Here is a 15761-nt window from a genome sequence, read left to right as displayed (position 1 = left end):
CGGCCCGAGGTCGGATCGTCGACGGCCCGGGCCGTGAAGCGCGACGGCCCGGGGCCGGTATGCCCGCCCGTCCCCGGCCGGAGGATGAAGGCCCCCGGTCGGAGGGGACGGGCGGCCCGGTGGTGGAGGGGGCCGGGCCGATAGGTGCGTGTCGGTCAGCCGGTGGTCGGCTCGGCCTCGTGGGTGACGAGGTCCCGCACCCGGCCTTTGACCAGCTTGCCGCTTGCGTTGCGCGGCAGTTCGGGAGCGAGGACCACGCGGGTGGGCAGCTTGTAGCGGGCGAGCCGGCCGGACCCGAAGTCGCGCACCTCCTGGAGGGTCGGCTCGACCCCCGGCTCGCAGGTGAGGACGGCGACGACGGTCTCGCCCCACTTCGGGTGGGGGATGCCGACGACCGCCGCCTCGTGGACTCCGGGGAAGGCGCTCAGCACCCGCTCGACCTCGGCGGGGTAGACGTTCTCGCCACCGCTGATGATCATGTCCTTGAGCCGGTCGACGACGTAGTAGTGACCGTCCTCGTCGCGGTATCCGACATCGCCGCTGTGGAACCAGCCCGCGTCGTCGAACGCCTCCCGGGTCGCCTGCTGGTTGTTCCAGTAGCCGGCCACGACGTTCGGGCCGCGCACGCAGATCTCGCCGCGTACATGCGGCTCCTCGATGACGGTGCCCCGGCCCGGGACCATCAGGCAGACCTCGGTGTACGGCATGGGCAGGCCGGCCGACCCGGTCTTCTCCAGCGTGAGCGCGGCGGGCAGGTACGTGGCGAACGGTGCCGTCTCGGTCAGTCCCCATGCCTGCTGCAGCAGCACCCCGTGCGACTCCGCGTAGCCCCGGATGAGCTGAGGGGGCACGGCTGCGCCCGCCACGATCACCGCGCGCAGCGCGGACAGGTCCGCCTCTGCGAAGCCCGGTGCGCGGGTCAGCGCCGAGAACATCGCCGGAACCGCGAAGATGCTGGTGACCCGGTGCGCAACCAGATCGTCCAGGCACTGCTCGGGATCGAAGTGGCGGCGCACGACGACGACACCGCCGCGGGTCAGCGTGCGCAGCGTGAGGGCATTGAGTCCGCCTATGTGGAAGAGCGGTGCCACGGCCAGATTCACGTCGTCGGGCCGGGTGTCGACCATGGTGTCGACGTTCACCGCGTTCCACCAGAGATTGCCGTGGGTGAGCATGACCCCCTTGGGCCGGCCGGTGGTCCCCGACGTGTACATCAGCGCGGCCAGGTCGTCCTCCTGGACCGGTATGGCGGTCTGCGGGTTGGTGTCGGTGGAGAGCACCTCGGACAGCGGGGTCCACACCGCGGGCGGTGCGGGGGCCGCGGGGCAGGACGGGTCGGTGTCCACGAGGACCGATCGGCGGACCGGGACCTCGGAGAGGATCGACTCGGCCAGGGACCGGTGGCCCTCCTCGGCGATCAGCGTGTGCGTACCCGAGTCGGCCAGGATGTGCCGTACCTCGTCGGCGGCCAGCCGGTGGTTGACCGGCACGAACACCGCGCCGAGGTGACTGGCGGCCAGCAGCGTCTCCAGCAGGGTGGCGCTGTTGAGACCCAGGAACGCCACCCGGTCGCCACGCCGCACGCCGAGGGCGGCGAGCCCGGCGGCGAGCCTGCCCGTGGTCGCGGCGAGGGTGCCCGCCGTGATGGTCCGGCCCTCGTAGACGAGGGCCGGGGCGGCTGAGTCGTACCGCGCTCTGCGCTGCACGGCGGCAGCGGGACTGATGTCGACCATGACCCGAGCGGCTCCTTCGGTGGCTGTCGGCTGTGGCGGTGGGGAGACGGGGAGAGCTGTGACGGCGGGGGTGGAGCGTGGCGGCGGCCGGTCAGAGACCGGCGCCGCCGGCCGCGGTGCGGAAGCCGCGTACGGCGATGCCGCCGTCCACGGGGACCACGGCCCCTGTGATGTTGCCACTGTTGCGGCGGGAAGCCAGGAGGACGTACGTCCCGGTGAAGTCCTCCGGCTCCACGCTCGCCTCGTACAGCGGCACGTGCGGGCGTTCGCCCGCGGCCTCGGCACGGGCGAACGAGTCCTCGATCCTGCGCTCGTCGAGACCGAGGCTCTCCGGGCCCCGAAGCTGCGTGCGCATGCCGCCACAGGCGACACCGTTGACCCGGACCTTGGGGGCGAGTTCGTACGCGAACTCCCGGACCAGACCGAGGCAGGCGTGCTTGCTCGCCGTGTAGACGGGGCCGCCGCCGTTGGTGTGGAAGGACGAGTTGGACAGGGTCATGACGATGCTCCCCCGGGTCGCGACCAGCTCGCGCCAAGCCGCCTCCACGGCGAGCAGATAGCCCTTGACGTTGACGGCGAAGACTTCGTCGAACGCCTCTGCCAGCTCCTCGCCGGTGAGCCGGGTGAGACTGCGGTGATAGTCCCAGATCCCGGCGTTGGGAACCAGGACGTCGAGCTTTCCGAACCGCTCGACGGTGGCGGCGACCGCCGCGTGCAGGTCCTGCGTCGAGCGTACGTCACCGGTGACGGCGAGCACCCGGTCCGCGTGCTCTCCCGCGGCCCCGGCCAGGGCCGTCAGCTGCTCGGCGTCCCGGTCGAGGACCGCGACGCGGGCGCCCTCGGCGAGGTAGCGCAGTGCGACGGCCCGCCCGAGGCCGCTGGCGCCGCCGGTGATCAGGGCGACATCGCCGTCGAGCCAGCCGGCGGCCGGTTCCGTGGTGGCGGAGTGTGCCGGGGTGGTCATGGCTCAGCGCTCCTGGAGGAAGTCGGTGACGAGCCGCTCGAACTCGGCCTGTCGCTCCAGTTGCACCCAGTGGCCGCAGCCGCCGAACACGTGGAGTTGGACGTCGCGGATCTGCTTGAGCATGAGCTGGGCGCCGTCGAGTGTGATGGTGCGGTCGTCCCGCCCCCAGAGCAGCAGCGTCGGAGCCTTGATCCGGTGCACGTCGCGCCAGAGCGGATCCATGCCGTGCCGCTTGGCGAAGGCCGCGTTGTAGCGGTGGTAGAACTCGATGTGGCTCGCGTCGAGGGATGCCTCGTACCGGGCCTGGACGGTGTCCTCCCAGCGCTTGGGTTCGGCCGTCATGACGCGGATGAAGTCCCGCATCTTCTTCAGGGTCGGGCCCTCGCCGTTGTAGTAACGGAACATCGCCTTCTGGCCCTCGGTGGGGGTCGGGCCGAACGGCAGCCAGCCGCCGCCGGGGGCCATCAGGACCAGCTTCTCGACCCGGTCGGGCGCCGCGAGAGCGGTGGCGATCGCGGCCGCGCCACCGAGGCTGTTGCCCAGCAGGTGGAACCGGTCGACGCCGAGGGCGTCGAGGGTCTGCAGGAGCGCGTCCACGGTGATCTCGGTGATGGAGCGGGCGTCCAGCTCTTCCTCGGACGGCCGGTAGCTGCCGCCGAAGCCCGGCTGGTCGGGCAGGAGGATCCGGTGATGCGGGGCGAGCGCGGCGAGGTTGTGCCGGTAGTTGGCGAGACCGTCGGCGCCCGGGCCGCCGCCGTGCAGCATGACCAGTACGGGGCCCTGCCCGGCCTCACTGACCGAGATCGTGCCCAGGGACGTCTGGACGGTGTGCTCGGTGATCTCGGGATGTACGGCGTCGTGCGCGCGGACGGACGTCACGGGAACTCCACGGGGATGCGGGACCGGCGGGGCGGGCCTGCCGGTTGGTACGGGGTGGGAAGGGCGGGCGGTCGTTGCCACGGGTGCGGGAGAAAAGGCGAGGAAGGGAGAGGAAAGGAGGGGCGGGCGGTCAGAGGAACGTGCTGATGTTCTTGGCGAGCAGCACGTTCTGATCGAGGAGGATGTGGCGGCGGGCGATCAGCAGCGCCCCGTCCTCGCCTCGGCGCAGCAGGTCCGTGCGGCCGCCCGCGTACACGTCGACCTCGCGTTCCAGCCGGTTGCGGTAGACCAGGAAGTCGGACTCGGCGACGTACGTGCCGGGTTCGTCACCGGGGCTCACGGCGATGTTGGTGATGAGGTGCCGGGTACGTGACGGCGGGTCCTCGGCCCAGGCCATGCCGGAGTCGAACCGCCGGATGCGCCAGGCGAGGCTCGCCTTGGTCTCGTCGAAGACGGCGACCTCGCCCGGGGCGCCGTCGGCGAGCGACTGCTGGCGCCTCAGCCGGTTGGTCCGTACCGGCGCCCAGTAATGCAGGTCGTCGGCGAGCAGCTCCAGCCAGTCGGCGTAGCGGTGCTGGTCGAGCAGACGGGCTTCCAGCGTGTAGAGGCGCTGCACCTCGAAGTGGAGCAGCATGTCGTCCAGCGCCGCACCACCGGTGGGGGCGGCGACGGAGTCCTGGGTGTGGATGCTCATGGATCCTCCTTGAGGGCCGCGCTGCGTCGGCTATCCCATCGCACGGCGGCGGGTGCGGGGAGCGGGTGTGCCGGTCTGCGGCACGGGACCGGCGGTGGAGCGCGGCCGGCTGCCGGACAGCGGGGGAACGGTCGTGACCGGGGTCAGCCGCGCAACAGGCCGCGCAGCTCCACGGACTCGTCGGCGAGCCGTTGCGAGGGGACGGCGACGGCGCGGGCGATGAGCCGCTGGGCGGCCTTGATGTCCTTGGGCCGGTCGATCGCCGCGGCGGCGACCACCTGTCCCGCCCGCAGCCCGAACACGCTGAACGCGCCGGACCCCGCATCGCCGCGGCGTACGGTCTCCTCGGCGTCGGCCATCGAGCCGACCGCCTCCAGGCGGCTGCCGTAGCGGTCGGACCAGAACCAGGAGGCCGGTTCGCCGGGCGCGTCCGTCCCCAGCAGTCCGGCGGCCGCGGCCTGGCCGCCGCGCTGCGCGGCGTCCCAGTGCTCGTGGCGCACCGGGTGGTCGGCCCGGCGGGCGACGTCCCCGACCGCGTGGACCCTCGGGTGCGAGGTGCGCCGGGCGGCGTCCACGACGATGCCGTTGTCGACGGTGAGCCCGGCGGCCTCGGCGAGCGCGGTGTCCGGCCGGATCCCGATGCCGACGACGACCGTGTCGGCGGTGATCGGCGAGGCGTGGCCGCCGACGGTGACGGTGACCTCGTCGGCGCCGGGCGCCCGGTCGATGCGCTCCACACCGCCGGTGACGAGTTCGACGCCCTCGGCGCGGTGCCGGTCGCGCAACGCACCGGCGATGTCGGGCCCGACGACGGCGCTCAGCGGTACGGGCACCGGGTCGATGAGGGTGACCCGGCAGCCCAGTGCGGCGGCGACCGCCGCGGTCTCGGCGCCGATCAGTCCGGCGCCGACGACGGCGATCCTGGCCCCCGGGATCAGCCGGGAGCGCAGGAGTTCGGCCTGGTCCCAGGTACGCAGGGTGTGCACGGCGGGGTCGTCGGCGCCCGGTACCGGCAGGGTGCGGGCGGTGCCGCCAGTGGCGAGGACGATCCGGTCGGCCGTCAGTGCGGTGCCGTCGGCCAGCTCCAGTACGCCTTCGTCGGGGCGCAGCGCCGTCACGGCGGTCGCGGCCCGCAGGTCGATGCGCTGCTTCTCGTACCAGTCGGCCGGTCGCAGGGCCACGTCCTCGCGGACGGCGGCCCTGCCGAGCAGGACGTCCTTGCTGAGCGGCGGACGGTCGTACGGCACGCCCTCCTCGTCGCTCAGCAGCACGATCTCGCCGTCGTAACCGCCGGAGCGCAGCGCGTCGCAGGTGGAGACGGCGGAGATGCCCGCGCCCACCAGGGCGATCCTCTTCATGTTCATGCCGTGGGCTCCTGGCCGGGGTGCAGCCAGATCCCGCCGTCGCGCACCTCGACCTTGTGGGTCCGGGCGGCGAGTGTGGCGGGCATGCACTGCGGCTCGCCCGACTTGAGGCAGAAGCGGGCGCTGTGCAGGGGGCATTCGACCTGGCCGTCCTCGATCCAGCCGTCGGCGAGCGACGCCTGGCCGTGCGAGCAGGTGTCGTCGAGCGCGTAGTAGGCGCCGCCCTCGTGGAAGACGGCGATGGCGTCGCCGTGGCCGGTCCGCTCTGCGGGCACCTGGAGGGCCTCGCCCTCCTCGATGTCGCCGATGTCGGCGACCCGGACCGCGTTGCCGGTGGTGTTCATCGTTCTTCAGCCGCCTTCTCGTGCCAGGCCGGGGTGTTCATCAGGTCGCGCCAGCGGGTGTAGAAACCGCGGGCGGCCCCGTCGGAGTACAGGTGTCCGGTGGTGCCGGGGTGGACGCCGTCCTCGGTGCCCATCCCGATGCCCATCTGGTAGTTGAGCGCCATGCCGCCGGCCACGAAGCCGTGCGCGGTGGCCTGGACCTCGCTCCAGTTCTCGCCGTCGTCCTGCTCGAAGATGCCGGTGGGTCCGAACGTGCGGAGGTTGTAGAGCCGCTGGGCGTTCTTCACCTCGTCGGGCATCGACGTGTCGACGATCGTCCATGCCCAGACCTCCATCCGGTCCGGGCCTTTGGGGTGCCAGACGCGGATGCTGCCGTTCACGGGGAGGTAGGAGAAGTTGGGGAAGACGTTGGCGTGTCCGGTCGTCATGGGGCCCTCGGCGCGCTCCTTGCCGAGGCGCTCGCGCAGCCGGTCGTAGTCGTAGTACTCGTGCACCACCTGGTCGTCGAAACGGCTCTTGGGGTGGGTCGGGAAGCCGGCGCCATGTCCGTTGGGGTCGGTGTACTGGCGGCCCGGGGTCTGCACGATCTCGGTCTTGGGCCCCTTGCCGGTGGGTGACATGACCATCAGCGCGGAGGCGTGCGAGATGTTGACGTGGTACCAGTCGGACGAGAACTGCTCGGCGGCGAGCTTCCAGTTGCCCTCCAGCACCCACTTGTGGACCCCGCCGACGACCTCGGTGCCCTCCGGGTCGCGGTCGAGCATGGCGTCCATGTACCAGGTCATGCCGCCGAGCGCCTCGACCAGCGAGGGGGCGTCCGGGTTCCAGGTCGCGAAGATCAGGCCCTTGTACGTGTCCAGCTGGGCGACCTCGATCAGGCCCCAGCGGCTCTCGTCGAAGTCGTCCGGATAACCCTCACGGTTGGGGACATTGATGAGCTTGCCCGAGGTGTCGAACGACCACCCGTGGTAGTTGCAGGTGAACGCCTTGGTGGCCCCCGCGTCGGCGCGGCAGACCCGCATGCCGCGGTGGCGGCAGGCATTGAGGAAGGCCCGGATGCGCCGGTCCTTGCCCATGGCCACGATGACCGGGTCCTCGCCCATGTACGTGCTGAAGAAGTCACCGGGCTTCTTGAACTGGGACTCGTGGGCGAGGAACAGCCAGCTGGGCGCGAAGACGCGGCGCAGTTCCTGCTGGTAGAGCCCGCTGTCGCTGAAGATCCCGCGGTCGACGAGGCCCTGGTTGATGTCGAAGTACCCGCTGACGTCCACGGAGGGGGCCGGGGCGCGGTTCAGGGCGCTCATGCCGTGGCTCCTTCCGGGGCGTTCGCGGCCGGGGGCACGGCGGGGGCGGGCCTGGGCGGGCGGCGGTGGCCCCAGAGGCTGGTGCCGTCGACGCGGGTCGCGGTCCAGGGGTCGGCGACGGTGATCGCTCCGTGGCCGTACTCGATCTCGAAGCCGGAGGGTGTGACCGCGTAGAAGGAGAGCATCTTGTCGTTGCTGTGCCGGCCGAGGGTCAGCGCGACGGGCGCGGCGCCTTCCAGGCAGCGGTCGTAGGCATGACCGACGGTGTCGAGGTCGTCGACCTCCAGCATGAAGTGGAACAGCTCGCCCGGGTCGACATCCTTGCGCGGCTTGCGCTCGGGCTCGATGACGAGCCCGGCGAAGGCGAGCGAGTGGTGGCGCGGATTGGTGTGCAGGAACGCGATGCGCTTGCGGCCGAGGTCGCAGAAGTCGGAGAGCCGGAAGCCGAGCAGCTCCGTGTAGAACCGGAGCGTCGCAGCGTAGTCGTGGACCGAGAACACCACGTGGCCCAGGCCCTGTTCCCCGGTGACGAAGCGGGCGCCGGTCGGCGAGACGAACGGGGTGACGGCGGTGCGGGCACCGTAGAAGATCTCGACCCGGACACCGTCGGGGTCCTCGACGTGGAAGAGGCCGAGCACGTCACGCTCGCGCAGCAACTGCTCGTCCGCGTGCGTCACTTCGACACCGGCGTCGGCCAGCTCCGCCGCGGCGGCGGCCAGTTCGGCGGGGCCGGGTACTTCCCAGCCGACATAGCCGAATTCCTCGGTGTCGGCCTCGTGCAGGGCGATGCGCCAGGCCCGGTCGTCCGCGCGCAGTCGCAGCCCGTCCTCGGTGGTCCGTGCCGACAGGCCGAGCACGTCCTCGGCGAAGGTGCGCCATCGGTCGACGTGCCGGGTGCGGAGTCCGAAGTATCCCAGTCCGCTGAGTTGCATGACGGGCCGTCCCTTCAGGTCTGGTCAGGGTGTACGGGCGAGGGCCGGACGGGCTGTCGGTCCGTACGGGCAGCACCCAGCAGACGACGTCCCGGACGGCGCTGCCACGCGTTGTGCCGCCCTGTGGAACGCGCCCTGACCACGACCGACGGGCCGGCCGGCGGGCGTGCCACGTCCCGGCACGACCGCTGGCCGCCGGCGCCCCGTCCGGGAAGGGTCGGGGTCCGCGCTGTGCGCCGGTGCGCGCTCCGCGCGCCGATCCTTGATGTCGCCCCGCCCCCAGGAGGACCGATGCTCGCCGCCGTCGCCGTACGCCAGGACCCCGCCGATCCGCTCGGCGGGCTGGAGCTGCGCGAGGTCGCCCCTCCGGTGGCCCCGCCCGGCTGGACGGTGGTCCGGGTGGTCGCGGCCGCGCTCAACCACCACGACATCTGGACGCTGCGCGGCGTCGGCCACCCGGCGGACCGGCTGCCCATGGTGCTGGGCTGTGACGCGGCCGGGTACGACGAGGACGGGAACGAGGTCGTCGTCCACCCGGTGATCGGCGACCCGCAGGCCGGGGGCGGCGACGAGACCCTGGACCCCGGCAGGGCGCTGCTGTCGGAGCGGCACGACGGGGCGTTCGCCGAGTTCCTGTGCGTACCGCGGCGGAACCTGATCCCCAAGCCGGCCGCGCTGTCCTTCGCGGAGGCGGCCTGTCTGCCGGTGGCCTGGCTGACGGCGTACCGGATGCTGTTCACCCAGGCCCGGGTACGTCCCGGCGACCGGGTGCTGGTGCAGGGCGCGGGGGGCGGTGTGGCCTCGGCGGCCATCGCGCTGGCGCGGGCGGCCGGTGCCCGGGTCTACGCGACCAGCCGCTCGGAGTCGAAGCGGGACGCGGCCCTGGAGATGGGCGCCCATGTGGCCCTGCCGACCGGTGAGCGTCTCGCGGAGAAGGTCGACGTGGTGGTGGAGACGGTCGGCGAGGCGACCTGGTCCCACTCCCTGCGCTCGCTGCGGGCCGGTGGCACGGTGGTGGTGGCCGGCGCGACCAGCGGGGCCAATCCGCCGGCCGACCTGAACCGGGTCTTCTACCTCCAGCAGAGGGTGCTGGGCTCCACCGGCGGGACCCGCCAGGAGTTCGTGTCGCTGCTGCGTTTCATGGAGAGTGCCGGGGTGCGGCCCCGGATCGACCGGGAGATCCCGCTGACCGCCATCCACGAGGGCTTCCGCGCCATGATCGACGGTGAGGTCACGGGGAAGGTGATCGTCCGCCCCTGACCGGGACCGTTTCCGGGCAGGGGCGCGCCGCGATGGCCGCGGCGGTCGCGTCGGCCCGGTTCGGCGGGTGAAGCGCCTCGTACGTCCCCGCGATATGACAGGTGTCTCCCGGATATGACATGCGAGGCGCCGCTTTCTCCGTTTTGCCGAGCCTTTGCTCTTCACGATGCCGAGAGAGTCATCTAAAGTGGACGTACGTCCACTGAAGTGGTCGCCGGAGAATGTTGCGGAGGCGGACATGCTCGACCCCATCTCGACCACCGATGCCGGGAGCCCGTCGGGCACCGGCCCCTCGCAGGACCAGCAGACCGCCGTGGACAAGGCGCTGACCCTGCTGATGTCGCTGGCCGAGGAGGACCGCGAGGTCGGCGTGAGCGAACTCGCCCGCCGCACGCGACTCACCAAGTCGACGGCGTTTCGACTGCTGGGCATCCTCCAGCGCAACGACGTCGTCGAGCGCGTCGGGAGCAGTTACCGGCTCGGCCCCCAGCTCTTCGACATCGGGCGCCGGGCCTACGGGCCGACGCCGCTCATGCTCCAGGAGAGGCTGCTGCCGTTCCTCACCGAGCTGTACGTCCTCACTCACGAGACCGTGCACCTGGCGGTGCTGCACCGCGCCGACGTCATGTACGTCAACAAGCTGCACGGCCACCGCCGGGCCCGTACGCCCACCCGGATCGGCTCGCGGTTGCCCGCGTCCTGCACCGCGGTCGGCAAGGCGCTGCTCGCCTTCGACCACGACGCGGCGGAGCTGGCCATCGCCCAGGGGCTGCCCGCGCCGACGGAGCACTCGGTGACCGATCCGGCGGAGTTCCGGGCCGAACTGGCCCGGGTCCGGCGCGAGGGAATCGCCTACGAGCGCGAGGAGATCCTGCCGGGCGTCACCTGCGTGGCGGTGCCGGTCATGGGCGCGGCCGGCCGACCGGTCGCCGCGATCTCCGTCTCCGGCGCACTGCACCGCTTCGAGCCCGCCCGGGTCGCACCGGAGCTGCGCCGGGTCGCCTTCGAGGCGGCCAGGGAACTGGGCGCCGCGGCCCGTCCGCGCGGTCGCCGCCGCCCGGCACCGGCGGAGCCCGCGGCCGCCTGAGCCGCACTCTCGCGCCCGGACGCCGGCGCCGTCGCGGAGTACCGTGCCGTCGGGGCGCCGGCGGCGACGCTCGCCCGTCCGGGGTCAGCCCTCGGTGGCCACGCCGTTCTCGCGGCGCTCACCGCCGTGTACCCCGCCGGTGCCCGGCTGGACCCGCGGCACGCTCACCACGATGTGCACCACGCTCTCCCCGCCGAGGGACGCGTACAGATGCGGCCGGTCGCCGGGAAAGCGTACGAAGTCACCGGCGTCCAGCTCCACGGGACTGTCCTGCGGGCCCACCCTGACCCGGCCGCTGATGACATAGAGGTGCTCGAGAGTGCCCACCGGGTGGGGCTGCGCGTGCCCCTCGCCCCGGATCCGCAGCACATAGTTCTCGATGACACCCGAGCCGTAGACGTGGTCGAGGCTCCGGACCTCGTAGCCGGACTGCTCCTGCCAGGCCGCGTCCCGGCCCCGACGCACCGTCATGATCTGCTCGCGTTCGGCCACCAGGCGCGTCACCGGCACCCCGAGGGCGGCTGCGACCGCGAAGAGCGTCTCCACCGTGGGATTGCCGGTGCCCAGCTCGACCTTGGAGAGCGTCTGCTTGGCCAGACCGGCCTGGCGGGCGAGTTCGGCCAACGACAGCCCGCGCTGCTCTCTGAGGAAGCGCATGTTGCGCGCGACCACGGTGATTCCTGTCGACACCGCACCACCATAGGCCACCTGGGCCCACGCCCGTGCCGGACGCAGCCGGCCGGGACACCGAAGGCGACCGGCCGCTCCCCCGGTATCCGGGCTGGGTGTTGCCGCAGCTCCAACAGGTCCACCAGCCGCCGACGTTCCGGCTCATCTGTTTACCGCATCTGGGACACTGCACAGCGCCTCCCGCTCTCTCGCTGTGTGGTTACCCACCCCCGGGCGCCCATGCCCCGGCGAACGGAGCGGGGCGGTCCGGCTCCACCGCCGCGGCCACGCCGGGGAGCGTTCCGGTCATGCGCCGGCTCCATGGGGCGCGGTCGCCGCCTCGGCCGCCGTCATCTCCACCAGCTTGACCACGGTGTTCCAGTTGCGGGAGGTGGCGGTGACGCCCGGGGCGAGGGAGGGGCGGGACAGGGCGTCGGCGAGCCTGGACCGGCCCAGCCCGTCGGGGGCGTAGAGGTACAGCGCGCGGTCCCCGAGCCGGAACTCCTCGGGGAGGTGGTCCGCCGCCGCGATCCGGTCGAAGCGCGTCGCGTCCACGGGCCGGCCGAAGTAGGTGACGTGCAGTTGCCTGCCCTCGAGCTCGGCGGCCGGGAACGGGCAGGCGGCGGCGACCGCCGCGAGGTACGCGCCGTCGCGGACCAGGCAGGGTACGGGGAACCCGAACCGCTCCTCGATGGCCCCTTCCAGCTCGGCGGCGAGCAGGTTCTCGTCGTCCGACGGGCTGCTGAAGACGGCGTTGCCGCTCTGCAGATGGGTACGGACGTCTCCGTGGCCCAGTTCGGTGAGCAGCGTGCGCAGTTCCGCCATCGGCACCCTCTTGTGGCCGCTCACATTGATCCCGCGCAACAGCGCCGCGTACATCGTCATGGGCACACCATAGGACGGTGTGCCCGCGCGGAGCGGCCGCCGCGCCCCGTGGGGGCAGGCACGGCGGCCGTGGGTCCCCGGGTGGGGCCGGTGTCCGGACACCGGCCCCACGCGGGTGGCGACTACTCGACGATCTTCAGCAGCTTGTTGGGCGTGCCCTCGGTGGCGTTGGAGATCGCGTCGGGGGTGGCGCCCTCGGTCAGCGCCGTGGCGACCTCGTCCGGGGTGGCGTCCGGGTGTCCGGCGAGGTAGAGGGCGGCGGCACCGACGACGTGCGGGGTCGCCATGGACGTGCCCGAGATGGTGTTGGAGCCGTCGTCGCTGTCGTTCCAGGACGAGGTGATGTCCGACCCGGGTGCGTAGATGTCCACGATCGAGCCGTAGTTGGAGAAGGACGACTGCTCGTCGTCCACCGTGGACGAGGCGACGGTGATCGCCTCGGGGACGCGCGCCGGCGAGGTCTGGCTCGCGTCGGAGGACTCGTTCCCGGCGGCCACGGCGAACGTGACCCCGGAGGCGATGGCCTTCTGGACCGCGGCGTCGAGGGCCTCGTCCGCGCCGCCGCCGAGGCTCATGTTGGCGACGGAGGGGCCCTCGTGGTTGGCGGTGACCCAGTCGATTCCCGCGACGACCTGCTCGGTGGTGCCCGAGCCGGAGTCGTCGAGGACCCGGACGGCCACGATCTTCGCCTTCTTGGCGACACCGTAGGTCGCACCGGCGATGGTGCCGGCCACGTGCGTGCCGTGGCCGTTGCCGTCGTCCGCGCTGTCGTCGTCGTCCACCGCGTCGTAGCCGGAGGTGGCCCGGCCCTCGAACTCGCTGTGCGTGGTGCGGACACCGGTGTCGATGACGTACGCGGTGACACCCTCGCCCGCGCTGTCCGGGTAGGTGTACGCGTCGTCGCCCGCCGTCTCGGTCTGGTCGATCCGGTCCAGCCCCCAGGACGGCGGGTTGTCCTGCGTGGCGTCTATGTGGAACTTCTTGTTCTGGACCACCTTGGAGACGGCCGGGTCGGCCGCGAGGCGCTTGGCCTCGGTGAGCGAGAGGCCGCTGGCGGAGAAGCCGTTGACGGCGGACGTGAAGTTCCGGTCCAGCTTGCCGCCGTACTTCTTGGCGAGCTTCGACTTGTCGGCCTTGTGGTCCAGCATCACGATGTAGCTGCCCTGGACGGCGTTCGCCGCGTCGGCGCCGTAGACGACGCCCATCGCGGGAGCGGACGCGGCTCCGGCGACGGGCGTGTTCAGCAGGGTGACTCCGGCAGCCGCGGCCACCGCGGTCATCGCGGCGGTGAGCTTGATCCGGCGTGCGCGCTTGTGGATAGCCATGAAGAGGGGTCTCCTCGTCATTCTTTGTGGGGGGATTGGCCCCCGGCCGGAAGATCTCCGGGGGTTGGCTCGAAACCCTCGCGGATTGACGCGCTCAGATCAAGACCTTCTCGCGGCTGTGACTTACTCAACAAAGTTCTGTAATAAGAATTCGGCCAGGCGCGCCCAAGTCGGGTGCGGGCGCGGCACGTTGGATCACCCGCCCGGCCGCGACACCCGCGCGAGGGCGACCTGCACGCTTCGCAGGCGGGAAGGCGGACCGCGCCCAGCCGCGCGCGCCGACGAGGACTCGGCTTGATTGCATCCCCTGCCGCCGACGCCGCCCCGAACCGCACGCGCACCGGTCGGCCGAGCCCCGGACCGCACTCACCCCGATCCACCCCGGGTTGCGGCGCTCGGCGCCGGACAGCCCGACCCCGGCGCTCGGTCCCGTGCGATCCAAATCCGAGAGAATGTCACGAATGAAATGCTTTTGCATCATTCGATCGAATTCCTACCAATCTGACCGCTCAGGTGATTCTCGTCATCGTGCTGACCGTCGCCTGCTCGCCGACCAGGTGGGTGCGGGTGCGAAAATCGGCATCATGGACGAAATGCGTGCGCGTGAAGTGCTGACCGCTGCCGGACTGTCCGGCCGTGCGGAGCTGCTCGCGCTGGGCGAGAACGCGGTGTTCGCCGTGGACGATCTGGTGGTCAAGGTCGGCCGGGACGCCGTGCGCAGCCCGGAGCTGCGGGACCGGGCCGAGCGCGAGGTGGCGGTGGCGCGGTGGCTGGCCGCGGCCGGTGTCCCCGCCGTCCGGGCCGCGGAGCCCGGGGTACGGCTGGTGCGGGGCCACCCGGTGACGTTCTGGCACCGGCTGCCGCAGGCCGTGCGCCCCGCCGAACCGCGCGATCTTGCGGGGCTGCTCACACGCGTGCACGCCCTGCCCGCCCCGGACGGGCTCACTCTTCCGCGCCGGGAACTGCTGGGCGGCGTCGAGCGCTGGCTACGACTCGCGGGCGACGCGATCGACCCGGCCGACGCCGACTATCTGCTCGAGCGCCGTGACGGCTTCGCCGCTGCGGCGGCGAACCTGGTTCCGCACCTGCCGCCCGGGCCGATCCATGGCGACGCCCTCCCCCGCAACGTGCACGTCGGCCCGGACGGGCCGGTGCTGGTCGACCTGGAGACCTTCTCGGCGGATCTGCGGGAGCACGATCTGGTGGTGCTCGCGCTGTCCCGGGACCGGTACGGCCTGCCCGCCGAGGCGTACGACGCCTTCACCGCCATGTACGGCTGGGACGTCCGCGAGTGGGACGGCTGCGCGGTACTGCGCGGCGCCCGGGAGACGGCGAGCTGCGCGTGGGTGTCGCAGCACGCGGCGGCCAACCCGAAGGCACTCGTGGAATTCCGCCGCAGGGTGGCGTCGCTGCGCGACGGCGACACCGCCGTGCGGTGGTATCCGTTCTGAGGGCCCATCTGCTCGTTCCCGGCAGGGCCGAAGGCCGTCGGCGCCACTCCCGGCGGTGCGGGCCGCTTCGTGAGCCCCGGCGGGGGGCAGGGCGCGGTCCGTACCCTCAGCCGGCCACCCGGGCGGGCTCCCGCAACGGCCAGTGGCCGTCCACCACCGCGTCCGCGGTGCCCTTGCGGCGCAGGAACTCCTGGAAGTCGGCCGCCCATCGCGCGTACCACTCCACCTGGCGCTCGTGCAGTTCGGCGGCGGTGAGACCGGCCACCGAGTCGTGCCGCTCGGCTATCGCGTACGCCACCCGGACCGCGGCCAGCGCGTCCGCCGTCGCGTCATGGGCGCCATCGTGCACCACCCCGTACTCGACGCAGACCGCTTCGAGGGTCCGCTTCCCCTTCCGGTAGCGGTCGACAGCCCGGTCGATGGTGTACGGGTCGATGACCGGCCCGATCCCGGCGCCGTCGAGGCGGTCGCTCAGCGAAGGCAGCCCGTGCCGGTGGAGTTCGGCCGTGAGCAGCGTCAGGTCGAAGGCCGCGTTGTAGGCGACGACGGGCACGCCCCGGCGCCACTGGCCGGTGAGCGTGTCGGCGATCTCGTCGGCCACCTCGCGCACCGGTCGCCCCTCGGCCGCCGCCCGCTCGCTGCTGATGCCGTGGATGGCGGACGCCTGCGCGGGGATCCGGATACCCGGATCCGCCAGCCAGGTGCGCTGCCGCACCGGCCCCCCGTCCCTGCCCTCGACGCCCACGACCGCGGCCGTCACGATCCGGGCCTCCAGCGGATCCGTGCCCGTCGTCTCCAGGTCGAAGCCGACCAGCGCCTCCCGGTGCCAGCTCATCGGGTACCTCCTTCGTGTTCCTCCCCCATGTGGTG

15 protein-coding genes are annotated in these 15761 nt (G+C 72.2%); 3 read left to right on the top strand and 12 right to left on the bottom strand.

Annotated features, from left to right (window positions below):
- Nucleotides 1-155: 155 nt before the first annotated feature.
- From ACGF2V_RS05480 to ACGF2V_RS05445, 8 genes are all read right to left on the bottom strand, one after another.
- Nucleotides 156-1733: a long-chain fatty acid--CoA ligase gene (locus ACGF2V_RS05480; protein ID WP_362627951.1), complete on the bottom strand. Its 1578-nt coding sequence runs from the start codon at nucleotides 1731-1733 to the stop codon at nucleotides 156-158.
- A gap of 91 nt (nucleotides 1734-1824) precedes the next feature.
- The gene (gene hcaB, locus ACGF2V_RS05475; protein ID WP_362627954.1) at nucleotides 1825-2697 is read right to left on the bottom strand and encodes a 3-(cis-5,6-dihydroxycyclohexa-1,3-dien-1-yl)propanoate dehydrogenase; all 873 of its coding nucleotides are present in this window, start codon (nucleotides 2695-2697) and stop codon (nucleotides 1825-1827) included.
- A 3-nt stretch (nucleotides 2698-2700) separates the two neighbouring features.
- Nucleotides 2701-3576, bottom strand: coding sequence for an alpha/beta fold hydrolase (locus tag ACGF2V_RS05470; protein WP_362627957.1), 876 nt, complete (start codon nucleotides 3574-3576; stop codon nucleotides 2701-2703).
- 130 nt (nucleotides 3577-3706) lie between these two features.
- A complete protein-coding gene (locus ACGF2V_RS05465) occupies nucleotides 3707-4270 on the bottom strand; it encodes a 3-phenylpropionate/cinnamic acid dioxygenase subunit beta (RefSeq protein WP_362627960.1) in 564 nt (187 codons plus the stop codon).
- Between the two features lie 143 nt (nucleotides 4271-4413).
- Nucleotides 4414-5634 (bottom strand): FAD-dependent oxidoreductase, encoded by a 1221-nt coding sequence (locus tag ACGF2V_RS05460; protein ID WP_362627963.1) that lies wholly within the window; start codon nucleotides 5632-5634, stop codon nucleotides 4414-4416.
- Complete coding sequence (locus tag ACGF2V_RS05455; RefSeq protein ID WP_362627966.1) at nucleotides 5631-5978, bottom strand: bifunctional 3-phenylpropionate/cinnamic acid dioxygenase ferredoxin subunit; 348 nt, start codon at nucleotides 5976-5978, stop codon at nucleotides 5631-5633. Before ACGF2V_RS05455 ends, ACGF2V_RS05460 begins: the two co-directional genes overlap by 4 nt.
- The gene (locus ACGF2V_RS05450) at nucleotides 5975-7282 is read right to left on the bottom strand and encodes an aromatic ring-hydroxylating dioxygenase subunit alpha (protein WP_362710375.1); all 1308 of its coding nucleotides are present in this window, start codon (nucleotides 7280-7282) and stop codon (nucleotides 5975-5977) included. The genes ACGF2V_RS05455 and ACGF2V_RS05450 overlap by 4 nt, the downstream gene beginning before the upstream one ends.
- Nucleotides 7279-8214 carry a VOC family protein gene (locus ACGF2V_RS05445; RefSeq protein ID WP_362710378.1) on the bottom strand — a complete coding sequence of 312 codons (936 nt, stop codon included), beginning with the start codon at nucleotides 8212-8214 and terminating at the stop codon, nucleotides 7279-7281. The genes ACGF2V_RS05450 and ACGF2V_RS05445 overlap by 4 nt, the downstream gene beginning before the upstream one ends.
- Before the next feature lie 291 nt (nucleotides 8215-8505).
- Here ACGF2V_RS05445 and ACGF2V_RS05440 point away from each other — a divergent pair, with 291 nt between their 5' ends.
- The gene (locus tag ACGF2V_RS05440) at nucleotides 8506-9474 is read left to right on the top strand and encodes a zinc-binding dehydrogenase (protein WP_362710381.1); all 969 of its coding nucleotides are present in this window, start codon (nucleotides 8506-8508) and stop codon (nucleotides 9472-9474) included.
- A gap of 238 nt (nucleotides 9475-9712) precedes the next feature.
- Complete coding sequence (locus tag ACGF2V_RS05435) at nucleotides 9713-10561, top strand: IclR family transcriptional regulator (RefSeq protein ID WP_362627978.1); 849 nt, start codon at nucleotides 9713-9715, stop codon at nucleotides 10559-10561.
- An 84-nt stretch (nucleotides 10562-10645) separates the two neighbouring features.
- Here ACGF2V_RS05435 and ACGF2V_RS05430 read toward each other — a convergent pair whose 3' ends face one another.
- The 3 genes from ACGF2V_RS05430 to ACGF2V_RS05420 form a co-directional block, all read right to left on the bottom strand.
- Complete coding sequence (locus ACGF2V_RS05430) at nucleotides 10646-11251, bottom strand: XRE family transcriptional regulator (protein ID WP_362710384.1); 606 nt, start codon at nucleotides 11249-11251, stop codon at nucleotides 10646-10648.
- A 285-nt stretch (nucleotides 11252-11536) separates the two neighbouring features.
- On the bottom strand, nucleotides 11537-12115 hold the full coding sequence (locus ACGF2V_RS05425; protein WP_362627984.1) for a DUF1697 domain-containing protein: 579 nt from the start codon (nucleotides 12113-12115) through the stop codon (nucleotides 11537-11539).
- A 122-nt stretch (nucleotides 12116-12237) separates the two neighbouring features.
- Complete coding sequence (locus ACGF2V_RS05420) at nucleotides 12238-13440, bottom strand: S8 family serine peptidase (protein WP_362710387.1); 1203 nt, start codon at nucleotides 13438-13440, stop codon at nucleotides 12238-12240.
- A 584-nt stretch (nucleotides 13441-14024) separates the two neighbouring features.
- Here ACGF2V_RS05420 and ACGF2V_RS05415 point away from each other — a divergent pair.
- Nucleotides 14025-14891, top strand: a complete 867-nt coding sequence (locus ACGF2V_RS05415) for an aminoglycoside phosphotransferase family protein (RefSeq protein WP_362710390.1) — start codon at nucleotides 14025-14027, stop codon at nucleotides 14889-14891.
- Nucleotides 14892-14997: 106 nt separating this feature from the next.
- Here ACGF2V_RS05415 and ACGF2V_RS05410 read toward each other — a convergent pair whose 3' ends face one another.
- The gene (locus ACGF2V_RS05410; RefSeq protein WP_362627993.1) at nucleotides 14998-15726 is read right to left on the bottom strand and encodes a 3'-5' exonuclease; all 729 of its coding nucleotides are present in this window, start codon (nucleotides 15724-15726) and stop codon (nucleotides 14998-15000) included.
- Nucleotides 15727-15761: the final 35 nt, after the last annotated feature.

The sequence above is a fragment of the Streptomyces sp. NPDC047982 genome, assembly GCF_043204165.1.
In the GTDB taxonomy this organism is placed as follows: Bacteria; Actinomycetota; Actinomycetes; order Streptomycetales; family Streptomycetaceae; genus Streptomyces.
The sequence above is the reverse complement of the archived record's forward strand: the minus strand, read 5'-3'. Positions and strand labels throughout refer to the sequence as shown.